Here is an 18364-nt window from a genome sequence, read left to right on the forward strand (position 1 = left end):
TGTCTGCACCGGCTTGGCGGCATCGGCCTGCGGCTGGCGCGCGGGCTTGTCGCCCTCGTTCTGCTGGCGCGGCGGCTTCTGCTTCTGGTTCTGGTTCAGCTTCGGCTGCTGCTGCTCATTGCGCGGGGCCTTGGGCTGCTGCTGCTCGTTGCGCGGCTTGCCCTGCTGGGCCTGGCCGGCGGCCGGTGCGGACGCCTGTGCGGCCACGTCCTGGCGGCGGTCATCGCGGCGCTCGCCCTTGCCGGCGCGTTCGCCACGGTCGTCGCGACGGTCCTTGCCACGGGCCTGGCCCTGCTGGCCCTGACCCTGGCCACGTTCGCCACGCTCATCGCGGCGGCCGTTGCGGTCCTTGCCGTTGCGGTCCTTGTTACGGCCGTTGCGGTTGCCGTCCTGGGCCGGGCGCGCGTTGGTCTGCGGGGCGGCGGCCGGAGCCGGTTCGCCACCAAAGATGCGCTTGAGCCAGCCAACCACGCCGGTGGCGGCCGGTGCAGCGACCGGGGCCGGGGCGACCGGGGCCGGGGCAGCAGCCACCGGCTCGGCAACCTCGCGGACCGGCGCCGGGGAGCTGTGCTTGACGTTGGTGACCGCCGGGGCAACCGGGATGTTCAGCTGCGCCTTGGTCAGGGCATGCACCGGCAGCTTGCGCGGGGTGCCACGCTGGTAGCTCGGCTTGCCGCTTTCTTCGCCCAGCTCGTTTTCACGCAGGCGGGTCACTTCGTAATGCGGCGTGTGCAGCTGCTCGTCGGCCACGATCACGATCGGCGCGTCATGGCGCTGTTCGATCTCGCGCAGGGCGCTGCGCTTTTCGTTGAGCAGGTAGTTGGCAATCTCCACCGGGGCCTGGACCAGCACCTGCCCGGTGTTTTCCTTCATCGCATGCTCTTCGGCGACGCGGATGATCGACAGCGACAGCGATTCCACCGAGCGCATGCGGCCATGGCCGTCGCAACGCGGGCAGACGATCTGGCTGGATTCGCCCAGGCTCGGACGCAGGCGCTGGCGGCTCATTTCCATCAGGCCGAAGCGCGAAATGCGGCCCAGCTGCACGCGCGCACGGTCGTACTTGAGCGCGTTCTGCAGGCGGTTCTCGACTTCCCGCTGGTGCTTGTTGGAGGACATGTCGATGAAGTCGATCACCACCAGGCCGCCCAGGTCGCGCAGGCGCAGCTGGCGGGCCACTTCCTCGGCCGCTTCCAGGTTGGTCTGGAACGCGGTGTCCTCGATGTCACTGCCCTTGGTGGCGCGCGAGGAGTTCACGTCGATGGCGGTCAGCGCTTCGGTCTGGTCGACCACGATCGAGCCGCCCGACGGCAGGCGCACGTTGCGTTCATAGGCGCCTTCGATCTGCGATTCGATCTGGAAGCGGTTGAACAGCGGAATGTCGTCGGTGTAGTGCTTGAGCTTGCGCAGGGTCTGCGGCATCACCTGCTGCATGAATTCGCGGGCGGTGTCGTACAGCTCCTGGGTATCGACCAGGATCTCGCCCACGTCGGCGCGCAGGTAGTCGCGCAGGGCGCGCACGATCAGGCGCGATTCCTGGTAGATCAGGAACGGGGCCGGCTTGGTCAGCGCTGCTTCGGCGATCGACTTCCAGACCTGCAGCAGGTAGTCCAGGTCCCACTGAAGCTCTTCGGCATCGCGGCCGACGCCGGCGGTGCGGATGATCACGCCCATGTCGTCGGGGATGTTCAGCTTGTCCAGCGCTTCCTTCAGCGCGGCGCGGTCTTCGCCCTCGATGCGACGCGACACGCCACCGGCGGTGGGCGAGTTCGGCATCAGCACCATGTAGCGGCCGGCCAGGGAGATGAACGTGGTCAGGGCGGCGCCCTTGTTGCCACGCTCTTCCTTGTCGACCTGGACCACCACTTCCTGGCCTTCACGCAGCAGTTCGCGGATGCCGGCCTTGTTGTGGTCGACCCCGGCCTGGAAGTAATCGCGGGAGATTTCCTTCAGCGGCAGGAAGCCGTGGCGTTCGCCACCGTATTCCACGAAGGCCGCTTCCAGCGACGGCTCAAGGCGCGTGATGCGGCCCTTGTAGATGTTCGACTTCTTCTGTTCCTTGGACGGCTGTTCGATGTCGATGTCGTACAGCGTCTGGCCATCCACGATGGCTACCCGCAGCTCTTCAGCCTGCGTGGCGTTGATCAGCATTCGCTTCATATTGCGTTCCTCGCGCGCTGCTACCGCGCGGAACGCCATGGGGTTTCGCTTCTGGTCACGCTTGCACGCCCATCGCGCATGCGCGGGGAGGGCGGCTTGGGTTTCCAGCGCTACAACACCACGGCAGGCCGCGGGAGCGCTTCATTTTGTTTTGGTTTGGGTGTTGCGGGCCGGAGGCAGCTTTCAGCCAGGCTGGAGCGCCACAGGGACATTTTTTCAGCGCAGACGCGTGTCAGGCATCCGGCGATGGCCGGGACTGCCGGTGAGCCGCTAACATGGCCGCCCCGGGGGCGGTGGCTGCGCACTGTGCCGGAATCGAGGGAAGTCGGGCTTCTGGCCCAGAGCAACTTCCAACGAAATCAATCCCTTATCTCGCCCGCCGAGTGTAACAGAATAAAAGGCCAATGACTGATACCGTGCCGTCCCCCAAACCCGCTGAAGGCAAGACCAGCGTCCGTCTCCTGACTGTCCCGGCCGACCGTGCCGGGCAACGCCTGGACAACTTCCTGCTCGGCCAGCTGAAGGGTGCGCCACGCAGTCTGGTCTACAAACTCGTGCGCAGCGGCCAGGTGCGTGTGAACGGCGGCCGCGCCAAGGCCGAACGCAAGCTGGTGGAGGGCGACGAAGTGCGCGTCCCGCCGGTCCGTCTCACCGAAGAGGGAGACAAGGCCGGCCCGCCGGCGGCGTTCATGAAGCGGCTGGAAGACGCCATCGTCTACGAAGACGAGCGGCTTCTGGCCCTGAACAAGCCCTCCGGCGTGGCCAGCCACGGCGGCAGCGGGATCAGTTTCGGCGCCATCGAGACCCTGCGCGCACTCCGCCCCGGCAAGACCCTGGAGCTGGTGCACCGGCTGGATCGGGACACCTCGGGCCTGCTGATCGTGGCCAAGAAGCGCTCGGCGCTGAGCGAGCTGCAGGCACTGCTGCGGGAAGACCACGGCGCCGGCATCCGCAAGCGCTACCTGACCCTGCTGGTGGGGCGCATGCCCGACGGCACCATGACCGTGGATGCCCCGCTGCACGTGGGCCTGCGCCAGGGGGGCGAGCGCCATGTCCAGGTCAATGCGATCGGCAAGGAATCGATCAGCCACTTCAGCGTGCTGGAGCGCAAGGGAGGCCATTCGTTCTGCGAAGTCCGGATCGAAACCGGCCGTACCCACCAGATCCGCGTGCATGCCCAGCACCTCGGGCACCCGGTGGCCGGTGACGACAAATACGGCGATCCGGACGTCAACAAGCGGCTTCGTGAGCAGATCGGCCTGAAACGCCTGTTCCTGCACGCCGCCTCGCTGGAGTTCTCGCTGGACGCCGGCAAGACCCCTTACCTGCTCAATGCGCCATTGGCCGAAGAGCTGACCGAGGCGTTGAACCGGTTGGGTTGACGCGCGACGACCAACGGTCGCCGCCTACCCGCTGCGACCGTTGGTCGGTACACCGGATGCCATCGCCGCGGTAGGTACCGACCGTTGGTCGGTACATCGGACGTCACCGCCGCGGTAGGTACCGACCGTTGGTCGGTACGCTCTACCATTTGAACAACACCAGGCTGATGGCCAGGCTGGCCATGCCGGCCACCAGCCCGTACACCGTTTCATGGCCCTTGGCGTATCGCTTGGCCGCTGGCAGCAGTTCGTCCAGCGCCAGGAACACCATCACCCCGGAAATCAGCCCGAATACCCAGCCAAAGGTGGCGTGGTTGAGCACCCCGGACAGCAGTACGTACCCGATCGCCGCCCCGATCGGCTCGGCCAGGCCCGACAGCAGGCTGGCGCCGAACGCATAGAACTTGTTCTGGGTGGCGAAATACACCGGCACCGCGATCGCGATGCCCTCGGGGATGTTGTGGATCGCAATGGCGAACGCCAGCGGCATGCCCACTGAGGGGCTTTCCAGCGTCGCAAAGAACGTGGCCAGGCCTTCCGGGAAGTTGTGCGCGGTGATCGCCACCGCGGTCAGCAGGCCCACCCGCTTGATGTAGGCCTTGTTGTTCTCCCGGAACATCGGGTCCTGCTTGTCCAGGCTTTCGTGCGGGTTCGGAATCAGGTGATCGATCAGCACGATCAGCAGTACCCCGCACAGGAACGCCGCCGTGGCGTAGGCATAGCCCACGCGCGCGTCATACGCCTGGGTGAACGAATCGATCGCTTTGGTCAGGATCTCGGTCAGCGACACGAACACCATCGCACCGCCGGCGAAGGCCAGGCCGAAGGCCAGCAGGCGGGGATTGGGTCGGCGCGAGAACAACACCATCAGGCTGCCCAGGCCGGTGGCCAGCCCGGCAGCCAGGGTCACCAGCAGGGCGACCCATACGTTTTCACTCGAGATTTCCGGCATGCGCCACAGCGTCCTTTGATCAGCCCCCGCGACGCAGGCGCTCTTCCACCGCGAAGCACTCATCGGGTTTGGGCTGCGGCGGGTTGAAGCTCACCGGCACCTGGATGGTGGTGGGCACCGCCTGGCCGGCGCGGGTGGCCGCCTTGAACTGCCAGCCTTCCACCGCCTTCTGCGCCTGCTCATCAAGCTGCGCGTTGCCGCTGCCGCTCACCAGCTGCACCTGGCCGGGCTTGCCGTCGGTCCCCACCACCACCTTCAGCGTGGTGGTGCCGCCAATGGCCTGGCAGGCCAGCTCGATCGGGTACACCGGCGGCGGGGTCTTCACCGCAGCCACCTCGGTAGGCGCCGCCACCGGTGCGGCCGGCTCCGACGACCCGCCACACCCGGCAAGGGTCAGCACCGCTGCGGTCACCGCCACGCGTATCTGGATGTTCATCAAAATCACTCCGTCAGGCCCGAAGCCTTGGCTGCACAGATGAAGTCGTTCTCGCTCAACCCGCCCACGTCGTGGGTGGAAAAGCGCACCACGGCGCGGTCGTAATGCACCCCCAGGTCCGGGTGGTGGTCCTCGGCGTGGGCCACCCAGGCCAGGGCGTTCACGAACGCCATGGTCTTGTAGTAGTCGGCGAAGCGGAAGGTCCGGGTCAGGGCCTGCCCCTGTTCGGCCAGCTCCCAGCCGGGAACCTGCGGCAGCAGCTCGGCTATGCGGGCTTCGCCCAGCTTGTGGTCGCTGCCCTTGCGCGGTACGCAACGGGCCTGCGCCAGCGGAATCAGGTCGGCCATGAAATCCTCCACCTCGTGTATGCCTGAACAATGCGCCGGACAGTGTATAAACCGAATGAGCGCATAACATGTAAGCCGCTAGAATAGCCGCATGATCCAGATCTCCGACACTGCCCAGACCTATTTCCGCAAGCTCATCGAGCGCGAAGCCGTGCCCGGCATGGGCGTGCGCCTCAGCGCCGTCGATGCCGGCACCCCGCGTGCCGATGCCCGGCTGGAGTTCGCCGAACCGGCCGACCTGCTCGGCGACGAGTGGGCGGTGGACTGCGACGGCTTCACCCTGTACGTGGCCTCCGACAGCGTGGGCTGGATGGACGGCGCCGACATCGACATCGTCACCAATGCCACCGGCGGCCAGCAGCTCACCATCAAGGCCCCGAAGATCAAGGGCGAAGCCCCGGCCGATTCGGCCTCGCTGGTCGAACGCGTGCGCTGGGTGGTGGAAAACGAAGTCAACCCGCAGCTGGCCTCGCACGGCGGCAAGGTCGCGGTGCAGGAAGTGTCTGCCGATGGCGTGGTGCTGCTGCGCTTCGGCGGTGGCTGCCAGGGCTGCGGCATGGCCGACGTCACCCTCAAGCAGGGCATCGAGAAAACCTTGATGGGCCGCGTGCCCGGCATCACCGCCGTACGTGACGCGACCGACCACGACAGCGGTCACGCGCCGTATATTCCGCGCGGCACGGCTGCCTGACCGGCCTGCGTGACACTGCGCCGGGCTGACGACATCCTCGACTGGCTGCTTTCCCGCCAGCCGGACAAACGCATCGTTGAAAAAACCACGGGCCTGCCCTACGGGTGGGGCCTGTGGCTGCGCGCGCTGACGCCGCTGCCGCGCCCGTTCCGCTCGACCGAAGTGATTGCCGAGCTGATCCAGCGGCCGTTGCCGGGCTCCCCCGGCCGGCTGCCGGCGCTGGGCTTCGTGCAGTCGCTGCGGCGGCTGCTCTGGCAGACCTGGGACCCGGCCCCGCGCGACCAGCGCTGGATGCGCTGGACCTCGGCGGTCATCAGCGTGCTGCTGCACGTCATGTTCGCGCTGCTGCTGTTGTGGGTGGCGCTGATCCGCCCGCCGGTGCAGCCGGAGCAGGGCGGTGATGGCGGCCGCATCCAGGTGGAATTCCTGGGCAGCGGAACACCCCAGGAAAGTGGTGGCGGCGAGCCGGCGGCTGCAGGCAGCGCGGCAGCCGCCGCTGCTGCGAGCGCCCAGGCTGCGGCCGCCGCCTCGCAGCCCCGACCGGCGAGCTCGACCGCAGCCGCCGCGCCGCAGCCGCCGGCATCGGCGCCGGCGCAGACCGCCAGTACCGAACCCGCGCCGACACCGCCAGCCCCTGCGCCCACCGCTGTCGAACAGCCGGTTCAGGCCACCGATGTGGCCGAAGCCACCACCGATTTCGTGGTGCCGCCCACCAGCGTGCCGCGCACTGAAGTGCGGGTGATTCCGCGCGACGCGCCCGAGCCGCAGGTGCGCGAACGCACCGTGGAGGTGGCGGAGGCACCGACGCCGCCTTCGATCACCCCGTCCGTGCGCCCGGTGGAAACGCAGGTGCGCCCGCGCGACGTGGCGGTGCGCGAACGAGAGGTCACCGTGGTCACCGCGCCCACCGCACCGGTGCCCGTGCCGGGTCCGCGGGTTGAGGTCACCGTGCCGCAGCGTGATCTGCAGGTGCGCGAACGTGAAGTGACCCCGGCGCCGTCAGTGTCGGTCACGGTCGCGCCGGTGCCGCAGCGCGAGATCACTGTGCCCGGGCGCAGTCCGGAAGTGGCGGTGCGTGAGCGTGCGGTGCCGAATGCCGCGCCGCGCCCGGCCCCGGCCGCAGCGACCCCATCGCCGGCAGCGTCCGCACCTTCGCCCACGCCAGGGGCGAGTACGGCCAGCCAGGCCAGCCCAAGCCGCAGCACCGCCTCCAGTGCCGCGCCGGCCCGTGCGCCGGCCGCGCGTCCGTCGCCCACGCCGGGCAACTGGGCCACGCCTGCACGGGGCGATGACTGGGGCGCGGCCGACCGCAACCGGGCCGGCGAGCGCAGTGGCGCGCAGGCCAACCAGGGCGCCGGGCGTACCGGCGAGGGTCTGTTCAACGCCGACGGCAGCGTGCGCGTGCCAGGGCAGGCGGGAAGCGGCGACAGCGAGCGCGGCGCTCCCGGTGGCGAGAACGATGGCTGGAGCCGCGAACGCATCGCCCAGTCCGGGACGTGGCTCAAGCGCCCGCCGTACGACTACACGCCGACCTCGTTCGACAAGTACTGGGCACCGAACGAATCGCTGCTGGCCGAATGGGTGCGCAAGGGCATCAAGGCCGTGGAGATTCCGATTCCGGGTACCAGCTCGAAGATTTCCTGCGTGGTCTCGATCCTGCAGTTCGGCGGCGGCTGCGGCCTGTCCGACCCCAACATGCAGGACCAGCCGGCGGTGGCCCGTCCGCCGCCGGACATTCCGTTCAAGAAGGAACTACAGGACGACAACGGCAGCCGATGACGGCTCTACCCGTTCAACGCGACGAATGCCCAGAACGGCACGTCGTGTTCGAGCCACGTCTTGCTGGCGTCCTCCAGCACATCCAGGAACGTGTCGAAGTCCTTCTCCGCGTTTTCCTGCAACTCGTCCGCATCACTGAAGAACAACGCGTAGCCGTTGGCCTTCATCCACCCAAGGTCGCGCAGGCAATCCAGCAGCGCGTCCCAGTTGCCACCAAATGTCTGCGGGAAATCCAGCTGCGCGGCAACGCGTGCGATCAGGGTGCGCTTGTCGCGGCAGCCGCCCAGGTCGATCGTGGCCACGCGCAGGCCGGCATCGCGCATCGCGGCCGACAGCGGGCCGATGTCGGCGTTGGTGACCGAATACACGCCCGCATTGTTGATGTCGTCCAGACCCAGTTCGAATCCATCGTGGTTCATTGCCAGCTCCCGGCAGGTGGGACCTCGAAACTGCGGAAGGTTTCGTAATGGTCGTCGGTGTAGAACCAACCGGTCGGCGGACTGCCGCCGGTCACGATGCGGCGTGCGCCGCGGTTGCCGGCACCCGGCGTGTCCACGGTGTACTCGCGGTAATAGCCGCGCGGGCGATCCGGCAGGCGCTGTTCGCGGTTGCTGAAAACGCCGCCGTCCTGGCGGTGCGGGTAGGGACCGCCGCGCTGGATCAGGAGGATGGTCTGGCGCGCTTCTGCAGGCAGGAAGGCAGGCAGCGCGTCGTGGGTGCGCTGCGCGGCGGCGCCGGGATTGGCCGGGGCGTTGTCGATCGGCGCGGCATCGGCGCCTGGCTGGGTCAGCGACGGCGCGAACTGCGGCGCGGGCGCGCGCTGGGCTTCCTTGATGGCGAACAGACCGCCCACCAGCAGGACAATGGCAACGAGCAGCAGTAGAGGTTTGCGCATGTGAACATCGAGTGTGCGGGGGACGGGGTTAATGTAGCGTAGCCAAACGAAGTTTCCTTTACGTGGGGGTTGGTAAGCTTGGCGGCCATCCCCATCATCGACTTCGCAACGCCCGGTCTTCGCCGGGCGAGTGAGCTACCAGGAGAACCACATGGCCTACACCCTCCCCAAGCTGTCCTACGCCTACGACGCGCTTGAGCCGCACATTGATGCGGCCACGATGGAAATCCACCACACCAAGCACCACCAGACCTACATCAACAACGTCAACGCGGCACTGGAAGGCACCGAATACGCCGACCTGCCGGTTGAGGAGCTGGTCAAGAAGCTCAAGTCGCTGCCGGAAAACCTGCAGGGCCCGGTGCGCAACAACGGTGGCGGGCACGCCAACCACACCCTGTTCTGGACCGTGATGGCGCCCGACGCCGGCGGTACCCCGACTGGCGACGTCGGCAAGGCCATCGACGCCCAGCTGGGCGGTTTCGAGAAGTTCAAGGAAGCCTTCACCAAGGCGGCGCTGACCCGTTTCGGCAGCGGCTGGGCGTGGCTGAGCGTGACCCCGGACAAGAAGCTGGTAGTGGAAAGCACCGGCAACCAGGACAGCCCGTTGATGGAAGGCAACACGCCGATCCTGGGCCTGGACGTGTGGGAACACGCGTACTACCTGAAGTACCAGAACCGTCGCCCGGAATACATCGGCGCGTTCTTCAACGTGGTCGACTGGAAGGAAGTCGAGCGTCGTTACCAGGAAGCCATCGCCTGATTCCAGCGTTGAACTGGATACCGGAAAGGCCAGGCAGAAATGCCTGGCCTTTTCGTTTACCGGGCCTGGGCTTCGCCCTGAAGCCTCAGGGTCGCAATGATGCCCAGGCGCAGGGCGCCGATATCGGTGCCTTCCAGTGCGGGCAGCTTCAGCGGTTGCAGGCCTTGCCCGGCGAAGTGGCTCACCTGGAACAGCACATCCAGCCCATGGCCGCCCGCGATCCCGGCTGCCGACGGCGGGTCGACGCGCTCGCCGGGATTCTTGCGCGCCGGCTGGAAGCCGGGTGAGCTGCGCACCAGTTCATCGGTGTCAGCCGAGAAGTCGCCTGCAATCAACGATGGCAGGCCGTCCGAGGTGGCGCCGATCCAGGTCATCAGGTCGCTGGTCTGGTGCTTCCGCACCAGCGCTTCGTCCGGGTCCGGGCGCAGCCGTGCGACATAGATGTTGATCTGCTCGTCCTGCAGGTTCACCCGCAGCATGCCCGCCGCACTGAACCGGCCCGGCGGATGGAGCAGGGTGACCCCGTCTTCAGCCACCGGCAGCCGGCTGAGCATGGCACTGCCGTGGCGCAGCGGCTGGCTGGGCGGGTCGGCGGTGACGAAGTCGCAGCTGTAGCGCAGGCGGGTGGCCAGCCAGCAGGCGGGGTTGCCGCCCTTGGTCTGCAACACCCGCTGCACGGCGATCACGTCCGGCTGCAGGCCTTCCAGCACCTGCAGCAGCTGGTCGCGGCGCTGCTCCCATTGGGCCTCGTCGGCCGCCGGCAGTTCCAGTGTGGCGATCCTGAGCAGGCGTGGCGGCGCCTCGCTCTGCCGGGCATCGGCCGGGAGCGCGGGAGTGGTCAACAACAGGAGCAGGAACCAGCCGTGCCAGCGTCCTGCGACAACCGTGGGGAGGAGGCGCATAACGATAAGTTTACGCTTGGTCCGTCGACGTGCCGTGACTTCCGTCAACGGATTCCAGATGCCTGCCATTGCGCGGCGGCGTTGTCACGTTCGGCCGCAACGTGCGCCGCCGTGGCCCTTCCGGTAACCTTGCGCCCTTTGAACCCGCAGGACAGCCCCATAGAATGAGCACGACCGCAGCCGCCAGCGCTGGCAAGGGAAGCATGCCGCGCCAGATTCCGTACATCATCGGCAATGAGGCCTGCGAGCGGTTCAGCTTCTATGGGATGCGCAACATCCTGGTGCAGTTCCTGATCACCTCGCTGCTGCTGCAGGAGATCACGGCCGATGGCCGGGCCGGCGAGGCCAAGGACATCATGCACAGCTTCATGATCGGCGTGTACTTCTTCCCGCTGCTGGGCGGCTGGCTGGCCGACAAGTTCTTCGGCAAGTACCACACCATCCTCTGGTTCAGCCTGATCTATTGCGCCGGCCACGCGTGCCTGGCGCTGTTCGAGAACAGCCGCGAAGGCTTCTTCCTGGGCCTGGGCCTGATCGCGCTGGGTGCTGGCGGCATCAAGCCGCTGGTGGCCTCGTTCATGGGCGACCAGTTCGACCAGAGCAACAAGCACCTGGCCAAGATCGTCTTCGACGCGTTCTACTGGATCATCAACTTCGGCTCGCTGTTCGCCTCGCTGCTGATCCCGCTGGCGCTGAAGAACCTGGGCCCGCAGTGGGCCTTCGGCATCCCCGGCATCCTGATGTTCGTGGCCACCTTCGTGTTCTGGCTGGGCCGCAAGCGCTATGTGCTGGTGCCGCTGCCGCCCAAGGACCCGCATTCGTTCGGCAACGTCGTGCGTACCGCGCTGACCGCGCAGGTGCCGGGCAAGGGCCGTCCGGGTCTTACCCTGGCCATCCTGGGCGCGGTGCTGGCGGTGGCCTCGATGGGTCTGGTCGGCAGCCTGGGCATCGTGATCTGCCTGTGCATCGCGCTGGTGCTGGTGCTGGCTGGCGTCGGCGGCGGTACCTGGATCCAGCTCGACCGCGCCCGCGCGGTGCACCCGGCCGAGGCCGTGGAGGGCGTGCGTTCGGTACTGCGCGTGCTGGTGATCTTCGCGCTGACCACGCCGTTCTTCTCGCTGTTCGACCAGAAGGCGTCCACCTGGGTGCTGCAGGGCCAGCAGATGGCCATGCCGTCCTGGTTCACCGCCTCGCAGATGCAGGCGCTGAACCCGCTGCTGGTGATGATCCTGATTCCGTTCAACAACCTGGTGCTGTACCCGGCCCTGCGCCGGTTCGGCTTCGAGCCGACCGCGCTGCGCCGCATGACCGCCGGCATTGCCTTCAGCGGCCTGGCCTGGATCGTGGTCGGCGGCATCCAGGTGATGATGGATGGCGGCAACGTCATGTCCATCTTCTGGCAGATGCTGCCGTATGCGCTGCTCACCTTCGGTGAGGTGCTGGTCTCGGCAACCGGCCTGGAGTTCGCCTACAGCCAGGCGCCGCAGGCGATGAAGGGCGTGGTCATGAGCTTCTGGAACCTCACCACCACCATCGGCAACCTGTGGGTGCTGCTGTCCAACGCGGCGGTGCGCAACGACACGGTGACCCACCAGATCGCCAGTACCGGGCTCAGCGAGGCCGCGTTCCTGATGTTCTTCTTCGCCGGCTTCGCCTTCGTGGCGGCGTTGGCCTTCGGTTGGTATGCCAAGCGCTATCGTATGGTCGACAACTACCGCGCTGCCTGAGTACCGCCATGACCCCCGTGAACCTGCTGCTGATCGCTATCACCGTCCTGGTTTCGTGGATGGCGTTCAAGAACCGTGCGCTGGCCGACCGCCTGATCCTGTGGCCGCCGGCGGTGGACCGCAAGCGCCAGTACGACCGTCTGGTGACCTACGGGTTCATCCACGCGGACCTGGCGCACCTGGCGTTCAACATGATCACGCTGTTCTTCTTCGGCGGCCAGATCGAGTCGGTGATGGTCAACCTCACCGGCAGTTACCTCACGTATCCGGCGTTCTACCTGGGTGCGCTGGTGGTGTCGATCCTGCCCAGCTACCTGAAGAACCAGAAAAACCCGAACTACATGAGCCTGGGCGCGTCGGGCGCGGTGTCGGCGGTGCTGTTCGCCTTCATCCTGATCAGCCCGTGGAGCATCATCTTCGTGTTCTTCATCCCGGCGCCGGCGATCATCTATGCCGCGTTCTACGTCGGCTACAGCATCTGGATGGACCGCAAGGGCGGTGACCGCATCAACCACAGCGCGCACCTGGCCGGTGCCGCGTTCGGCGTGATCTTCATGCTGGCGATGCGCCCGGCGATCTTCGACCACTTCCTGCGCGAGTTGAGCAACCCGCGCTTCAGCCTGGGCGGCTGAAGGGGAAGGGCGGTCACGACCAACGGTCGTGACGCTCCATCACGCAGCGAAACGCTGGTCGGTACCGTAGGTGCTGAGCAGGCGGGCGTAGACCTCGTGGTCGATCAGGTCGAATTCCGACCCCTGGGTCTGGCCATTCAGGGCCAGCTGGAACAGGCCTTCCAGCAGCGAGCTGTCGGCGTCGCCGGGCTGGGTGAAGTCGGGTGCATGGTCCATGTGACACTCCTTGGGACACGGATGGGGCAGACAGGTGTCGCAAAACGCGTGCCAGCTTTTGCGGCCTGTCCGAAACCGATATCGGCTTGAATCGGGCGGGCTTTAGGACCTTATGTGACCAAATGCGTCGCCTGTTGCCCCTGTTCAGGCTTCACGCGATCATGGCGCTACGCTGCGCACTATCGCGACAGTCGCCGCAGGAGACACCGCCCATGGCTTCGGTCACCCCGCCCGGATTGGCGTACGAGGTGGAGCACGATCTGGCCCGCCACCGGTTCCAGGCCCGGATCCAGGGGTATCTGGCGCTGCTGGATTACCAGATCAAGCGGAAGCGGATGGTCATCACCCATACCGAGGTGCCCGAGGCCATTGCCGGCCGGGGCATCGCCGGGGAGCTGACCAAGGTCGCCCTGCGCTACGCGCGTGACAACAAGTACAAGGTGGTGCCGGCGTGTGCCTACGCCGAGCAGTTCTTCCAACGGCACACCGAGTACGACGACCTGCTGGCGTAGCAGGAAGAGTTTTTTTCACGGACGAAGGATCATCATGCTGGGTTTCAACAAGGGGATTGCAATGAACATCGCAGGAAACCGCCGCGCGCTGCGTACCGGCGCGCTGGCGTTGGCCGTGGGTCTGGTGCTGCTGGCCGGCTGCAAGCGCGAGGCGGATACCGCCGTCGCACCGGCAACCGACGCCACCACCGCACAGCCGGATGCCACCGCGCCGCAGGCCGCCGTCGAGGCGCCGCTGGAGCTGCGTGACGTCATTGAAAACACCCCGCAGGCGGTGGTGGGCATCAGCTACCCGCAGGACGTGAACCGCTTCCCCGGACTGGCCAAGGCGCTGTCGGACTACGCCACGGCGGCGCGCGCTGAACTGCAGCAGGCCGTGGACGGCCTGGGCAACGACAAGCCGACCATGCCCTACGAGCTGTCGCTGAGTTTCGAAAAGGTGCTGGAGACCCCGCAGCTGGTGGTGATCAGCGCCGACGGCAGCCGTTATACCGGCGGTGCCCATGGCGAACCGCTGGTGGCGCGTTTTGTGTGGCTGCCGGAAACGCAGACCATGCTCACCGCCGACAAGCTGATTGCCGATACCAAAGGCTGGGGCGTGGTCAGCGACTACATCGCCGACCAGCTCAAGGAGCGCGTGGCGACCCGGCTGAGCAGCGAGGACATGGACCCGGGCCAGCTGCAGGAATCGCTGCGCAGCGCCAGCCGCATGATCGCCGACGGCACCGGGGCCAGCGCCGACAATTTCAGCCAGTTCCAGCCGATGACCGATCCCAACGGACTGATCACCGCCGTGCGTTTCGTGTTCCCGCCGTACCAGGTGGGCCCGTACTCGGATGGCACCCAGACCGTGGACGTGCCCGCCGCCGTGCTGGCACCGCACGTGGCCCCGGCCTACGCCGGGCTGTTCGCCAAGGGCTAGTGGGGAGGGCGGCCGTGGACGGGGGGCTGCAACGACGGGTCATCGAGTTGCTGCACGAGGCGGACGTCACCGTTGATGGTGAGCGTCCGCACGACATCCAGGTGCACGACCCGCACTTCTACGCGCGCGTGATCGCGCACGGGTCGCTCGGCCTGGGCGAAAGCTACATGGACGGGCAATGGGACGCGGCCTCGCTGGACGGGTTCCTGCTGCACCTGATGCAGGCGCACCTGGATGAACGCGTGCACGGCTGGCGCGAACTGGGTGACGCGCTCAGGGCGCGGCTGTTCAACCTGCAGTCCGGCGGCGGCAACCTCGAGGTGGGTCGTCGCCATTACGATCTGGGCAACGATCTTTACGGCGCGATGCTGGGTAAGCGGCTGGTCTACAGCTGTGGGTACTGGGCGGGCGCGGACGATCTGGACACCGCGCAGGAAGCCAAGCTCGACCTGATCTGCCGAAAGCTACGGCTGCGCCCCGGCCAACGCGTGCTCGACATCGGCTGCGGCTGGGGCGAGGCCCTGAAGTTCGCCGCCGAACGCTACGGCGTCTCCGGCGTGGGCATCACCATCTCGCAGGAGCAGGCCGAGTACGCACGTGAGCTGTGCGCCGGGCTGCCGATCGAGATCCGCCTGCAGGACTACCACGATGTCGACGAGACCTTTGACGCGATCCTGTCGGTAGGCATGTTCGAACACGTCGGCGACAAGAACTACCGCAGCTATTTCGAGATGGCGCGGCGTTGCCTGGCAGCGGACGGGTTGTTCCTGCTGCACAGCATCGGCCGCAATCTCTCGCGCCACCGCACCGACCCGTGGATCGCGCGCTACATCTTCCCCAACTCGATGCTGCCGTCGGCGGCGCAGATCACTGCCGCCTATGAAGGCCTGTTCGTGCTGGAGGACTGGCACAGTTTCGGCGCCGACTACGACCGAACGCTGCAGGCCTGGCGCAGCAACGTGGAGGCGGCCTGGTCACGGCTGGACCCGCAACGCTACGACGAACGCTTCAAGCGCATGTGGCGGTTCTACCTGGCCGGCTCGATGGCCAGCTTCCGCTGCCGGCACGCCCAGTTGTGGCAGCTGGTGCTGTCGCCGAACGGCGTTCCGGGCGGGTATGTCGCACCGAGGTGATCGCACGCGAACGGTGTGGCATGGCCAAGGACATGCATGGCATGTCGCTACTTAGGGGCACGCCATGCGTGTCCGCGATGAACCTGACGCAGCAGAAAAAAACCGCCCGGCATGTGCCGGGCGGTTCTGACTTACAGGCGCGTTACTTCTTTTCCGGAACCAGCCCACGCTTTTCCAGCAGCGGCTCGATCTGCGGTTCGTGGCCGGCGAAGTTCTGGAACAGCTGCATCGCATCCACGCTGCCGCCCTTGGAGAGCAGGGTGGCGCGGAAGTGGTCGCCGTTCTTGCGGCTCAGGCCGCCGTTGTCGCGGAACCACTTCTGGGTGTTGGCGTCCAGCACTTCCGACCAGATGTAGGCGTAGTAGCCGGCCGAGTAGCCGCCCATGATGTGGCTGAAGTACGGGGTCTTGTAGCGCGGCGGTACCGGCGCGTAGTAGATGCCGTCCTTCTCCAGCGCCGCGCGCTCGAAGGCCATCACGTCCTTGGCGGCCGGCACCTGGTCCGGGCCGATCTGGTGCCATCGCTGGTCCAGCATGGCCGCACCCAGGTACTCGGTGGTGGCAAAGCCCTGGTTGAACTTGGCTGCGGCGATCACCTTGTCCAGCAGCGCCTGCGGCATCGCGGTGCCGTTCTGGTAGTGCTTGGCGTAGTTCTTCAGGATGAGCGGGTTGTCCGACCACATCTCGTTGACCTGCGAGGGGAACTCGACGAAGTCACGCGGCACCGAGGTGCCCGAGAAGTAGGGGTACTTCACGTTCGAGAACATGCCGTGCAGGGCGTGGCCGAATTCGTGGAAGGTGGTGGTCACTTCATCCCAGGTCAGCAGGGTCGGCTGGCCGGCCGGCGGCTTGGGAATGTTGAGGTGGTTGGCCACCACCGGCTTGAAGCCGGTCAGCTTGGACTGCGACACATAGGAGTTCATCCACGCACCGCCACGCTTGGACGCGCGTGCGTACGGGTCGAAGATGAAGATCGCCAGCTGGCTGCCATCGGCGTCGAACACGTCGTAGACGGTCACGTCGTCGTGGTAGACCGGCAGGTCGGTGCGCTGCTTGAAGGTCAGGCCGTATTCCTGGTTGGCGGCGAAGAACACGCCGTTTTCCAGCACGTTCTTCAGCTCGAAGTACGGCTTGAGCTGGGATTCGTCGAAGTTGTACTTGGCCTGGCGCACCTTCTCGCTGTAGTAGGCCCAGTCCCATGCTTCCAGCTGGAAGCTCTTCTTGCCGGCGGCCTTCTGTTCCTTGTCGATCATCGCCTGCAGGTCGGCCGCTTCGCGCTTGGCGTTGGCGACCGCAGCCGGGGCGAGCTGGCCGAGCATGGCGTTGACCGCTTCGGGGGTCTTGGCGGTCTGGTTGGTCAGGTTGTAGGCGGCGAAGTTGTCAAAGCCCATCAGCTTGGCCTTGTCGGCACGCAGCTGCATGATGCGCGCGACCAGCGCGGTGTTGTCGAACTCGCCACCGCGGCTGCCACGGGTGACCGAGGCATCGTAGATCTTCTTGCGCAGGTCGCGGTTGGCCAGGTTGGTCAGCGGCGGCTGGCCGGTGGTGTTGAGCAGGGCGATGACGTACTTGCCGTCCAGCTTGCGGGCCTTGGCCGCTTCGGAGGCGGCAGCGATCTGTTCGGCCGACAGGCCGTCCAGCTGCTTGACGTCGTCGACGATCACGGCCGAGGCGTTCACTTCGTTCTGCACGTTCTGGCTGAACTTGGTGCCCAGGTTGGCCAGCTCGGCGTTCATTTCCTTGAGCTTGGTCTTGTCGGCGTCATTGAGCTTGGCGCCGGCGCGCACGTAGCTCTCGTAGTACTTCTCGACCAAGCGCACGCCTTCGGCGTCCAGCCCGAGCTGGGTGCGGGTGTCATACAGGGCCTGGATGCGGGCGAACAGCTTGCCGTTCAGCGCGATCGCATCGCTGTGCGCGGCGAACTTTGCCGAGTAGTCGGCCTGCAGCTTCTTGCGCGCATCGTTGGTATCGGCGCCGACCAGGCTGAAGAACACGGTGGTCGCACGGTCGAGGGTGTCACCGCTCTTTTCCAGGGCGATGAGGGTGTTGTCGAAGGTCGGCTTGGCCTTGTTGTTGGCGATGGTCTCCACTTCCTTCAGCTGCTGGGCCATGCCGGCATCGAAGGCGGGGGCGAAGTCGCTGTCCTTGATCTTGTCGAACTGCGGGTAGTGCAGCGGCAGGGTGCTGTCGGCGAAGAACGGGTTGGCCTGCTGGGCAGCGCTGGCCGCAGGCGCGGCGGCAACGGCGGAATAGGCGGGCAGGGCAAGGCCGAGGGTCACGGCGACGGCAAGGGCAAGGCGGGTGGTCAAGGGGTAATCTCCGGTCAGACAAGTGCCCGAGGTTAACCCGGGGTGAGGGGTGGGGGCTTGTGTCGAAAGGCATGTGCGGTGGTCGTATCGATACAATGGCCACACCCCTCCCTGGAGCACGACCATGACCACCGCCTTCGATTTCTCGTTCGTGGACCTGGACGGCCGGAAGCAGGACCTTGACCAGTACCGTGGCAAGGCGCTGCTGCTGGTGAACGTGGCCAGCAAATGCGGGTTCACGCCCCAGTACAAGGGCCTGGAGGAGGTGTGGCGGGCGTATCGCGACCAGGGCCTGGTGGTGATCGGCTTCCCGTGCGATCAGTTCGGCCATCAGGAACCCGGCAACGCGGACGAGATCCGCAGTTTCTGCTCGCTGACCTATGAGGTGGACTTCCCGCTCTCGGAGAAGATCGAGGTCAACGGGGATGGCGCGCACCCGCTGTGGAAATGGCTCAAGGCCGAGAAGTCCGGCCTGCTGGGCATCGGCGCGATCAAATGGAACTTCAGCAAGTTCCTGGTCGGCCGTGATGGCAAGGTGCTCGAACGCTACGCCCCCACGGACAAACCCGAAAACCTGCGCGGCGATATCGAAGCCGCGCTGGAGTAG

Annotated in this window: 19 protein-coding genes; 10 read left to right on the forward strand and 9 right to left on the reverse strand. The window is 66.5% G+C overall.

Annotated features, from left to right (window positions below; all coding sequences use genetic code 11):
* On the reverse strand, positions 1 to 2160 hold a 2160-nt coding region (gene rne / locus ACQG3P_RS17365; RefSeq protein WP_426805753.1), incomplete at its 3' end, for a ribonuclease E.
* A gap of 404 nt (positions 2161 to 2564) precedes the next feature.
* Here rne and ACQG3P_RS17370 point away from each other — a divergent pair.
* Positions 2565 to 3542, forward strand: a complete 978-nt coding sequence (locus ACQG3P_RS17370) for an RluA family pseudouridine synthase (protein WP_426805754.1) — start codon at positions 2565 to 2567, stop codon at positions 3540 to 3542.
* Between the two features lie 142 nt (positions 3543 to 3684).
* Here ACQG3P_RS17370 and zupT read toward each other — a convergent pair whose 3' ends face one another.
* From zupT to ACQG3P_RS17385, 3 genes are read right to left on the reverse strand one after another with little or no spacing between them, the layout of a single operon-like run.
* On the reverse strand, positions 3685 to 4494 hold the full coding sequence (gene zupT / locus ACQG3P_RS17375) for a zinc transporter ZupT (protein WP_093532504.1): 810 nt from the start codon (positions 4492 to 4494) through the stop codon (positions 3685 to 3687).
* 19 nt (positions 4495 to 4513) lie between these two features.
* Complete coding sequence (locus ACQG3P_RS17380; protein ID WP_093532505.1) at positions 4514 to 4930, reverse strand: energy transducer TonB; 417 nt, start codon at positions 4928 to 4930, stop codon at positions 4514 to 4516.
* A 5-nt stretch (positions 4931 to 4935) separates the two neighbouring features.
* Positions 4936 to 5277: a 4a-hydroxytetrahydrobiopterin dehydratase gene (locus ACQG3P_RS17385; RefSeq protein ID WP_068854702.1), complete on the reverse strand. Its 342-nt coding sequence runs from the start codon at positions 5275 to 5277 to the stop codon at positions 4936 to 4938.
* Between the two features lie 91 nt (positions 5278 to 5368).
* On the opposite strand from ACQG3P_RS17385, the gene ACQG3P_RS17390 reads away from it, so the two are divergent.
* Both ACQG3P_RS17390 and ACQG3P_RS17395 read left to right on the forward strand, forming a co-directional pair.
* The gene (locus tag ACQG3P_RS17390; RefSeq protein WP_068853063.1) at positions 5369 to 5968 is read left to right on the forward strand and encodes an NfuA family Fe-S biogenesis protein; all 600 of its coding nucleotides are present in this window, start codon (positions 5369 to 5371) and stop codon (positions 5966 to 5968) included.
* A 9-nt stretch (positions 5969 to 5977) separates the two neighbouring features.
* Positions 5978 to 7747 (forward strand): hypothetical protein, encoded by a 1770-nt coding sequence (locus tag ACQG3P_RS17395; protein WP_426805755.1) that lies wholly within the window; start codon positions 5978 to 5980, stop codon positions 7745 to 7747.
* A 5-nt stretch (positions 7748 to 7752) separates the two neighbouring features.
* Here ACQG3P_RS17395 and ACQG3P_RS17400 read toward each other — a convergent pair whose 3' ends face one another.
* Complete coding sequence (locus ACQG3P_RS17400; protein WP_426805756.1) at positions 7753 to 8166, reverse strand: barstar family protein; 414 nt, start codon at positions 8164 to 8166, stop codon at positions 7753 to 7755.
* Positions 8163 to 8642 (reverse strand): ribonuclease domain-containing protein, encoded by a 480-nt coding sequence (locus ACQG3P_RS17405; protein ID WP_426805757.1) that lies wholly within the window; start codon positions 8640 to 8642, stop codon positions 8163 to 8165. Before ACQG3P_RS17405 ends, ACQG3P_RS17400 begins: the two co-directional genes overlap by 4 nt.
* Before the next feature lie 151 nt (positions 8643 to 8793).
* On the opposite strand from ACQG3P_RS17405, the gene ACQG3P_RS17410 reads away from it, so the two are divergent.
* Positions 8794 to 9405: a superoxide dismutase gene (locus ACQG3P_RS17410; protein ID WP_068854701.1), complete on the forward strand. Its 612-nt coding sequence runs from the start codon at positions 8794 to 8796 to the stop codon at positions 9403 to 9405.
* Between the two features lie 56 nt (positions 9406 to 9461).
* Here ACQG3P_RS17410 and ACQG3P_RS17415 read toward each other — a convergent pair whose 3' ends face one another.
* On the reverse strand, positions 9462 to 10307 hold the full coding sequence (locus tag ACQG3P_RS17415; protein ID WP_426805758.1) for an endonuclease/exonuclease/phosphatase family protein: 846 nt from the start codon (positions 10305 to 10307) through the stop codon (positions 9462 to 9464).
* A gap of 164 nt (positions 10308 to 10471) precedes the next feature.
* Here ACQG3P_RS17415 and ACQG3P_RS17420 point away from each other — a divergent pair, with 164 nt between their 5' ends.
* Positions 10472 to 12034 (forward strand): oligopeptide:H+ symporter, encoded by a 1563-nt coding sequence (locus ACQG3P_RS17420; protein ID WP_068853049.1) that lies wholly within the window; start codon positions 10472 to 10474, stop codon positions 12032 to 12034.
* 8 nt (positions 12035 to 12042) lie between these two features.
* Positions 12043 to 12666: a rhomboid family intramembrane serine protease gene (locus ACQG3P_RS17425; RefSeq protein ID WP_095362777.1), complete on the forward strand. Its 624-nt coding sequence runs from the start codon at positions 12043 to 12045 to the stop codon at positions 12664 to 12666.
* Positions 12667 to 12705: 39 nt separating this feature from the next.
* Here the strand turns inward: ACQG3P_RS17425 and ACQG3P_RS17430 are convergent, their stop codons facing one another.
* The gene (locus tag ACQG3P_RS17430) at positions 12706 to 12882 is read right to left on the reverse strand and encodes a hypothetical protein (RefSeq protein ID WP_184126639.1); all 177 of its coding nucleotides are present in this window, start codon (positions 12880 to 12882) and stop codon (positions 12706 to 12708) included.
* Positions 12883 to 13094: 212 nt separating this feature from the next.
* Between ACQG3P_RS17430 and ACQG3P_RS17435 the strand changes: the two genes are divergently transcribed.
* The 3 genes from ACQG3P_RS17435 (at position 13095) to cfa (ending at position 15449) form a co-directional block, all read left to right on the forward strand.
* Positions 13095 to 13394: a GNAT family N-acetyltransferase gene (locus ACQG3P_RS17435; protein WP_336443317.1), complete on the forward strand. Its 300-nt coding sequence runs from the start codon at positions 13095 to 13097 to the stop codon at positions 13392 to 13394.
* A gap of 61 nt (positions 13395 to 13455) precedes the next feature.
* The gene (locus ACQG3P_RS17440; RefSeq protein WP_426805759.1) at positions 13456 to 14316 is read left to right on the forward strand and encodes a PdaC/SigV domain-containing protein; all 861 of its coding nucleotides are present in this window, start codon (positions 13456 to 13458) and stop codon (positions 14314 to 14316) included.
* Between the two features lie 14 nt (positions 14317 to 14330).
* Positions 14331 to 15449 carry a cyclopropane fatty acyl phospholipid synthase gene (gene cfa, locus ACQG3P_RS17445; RefSeq protein WP_426805760.1) on the forward strand — a complete coding sequence of 373 codons (1119 nt, stop codon included), beginning with the start codon at positions 14331 to 14333 and terminating at the stop codon, positions 15447 to 15449.
* Between the two features lie 142 nt (positions 15450 to 15591).
* Here the strand turns inward: cfa and ACQG3P_RS17450 are convergent, their stop codons facing one another.
* Complete coding sequence (locus ACQG3P_RS17450; protein ID WP_426805761.1) at positions 15592 to 17757, reverse strand: M3 family metallopeptidase; 2166 nt, start codon at positions 17755 to 17757, stop codon at positions 15592 to 15594.
* Positions 17758 to 17881: 124 nt separating this feature from the next.
* Between ACQG3P_RS17450 and ACQG3P_RS17455 the strand changes: the two genes are divergently transcribed.
* Positions 17882 to 18364, forward strand: coding sequence for a glutathione peroxidase (locus ACQG3P_RS17455; protein WP_426805762.1), 483 nt, complete (start codon positions 17882 to 17884; stop codon positions 18362 to 18364).

Source organism: Stenotrophomonas sp. SrG (assembly GCF_050031795.1).
In the GTDB taxonomy this organism is placed as follows: Bacteria; Pseudomonadota; Gammaproteobacteria; order Xanthomonadales; family Xanthomonadaceae; genus Stenotrophomonas; species Stenotrophomonas rhizophila_A.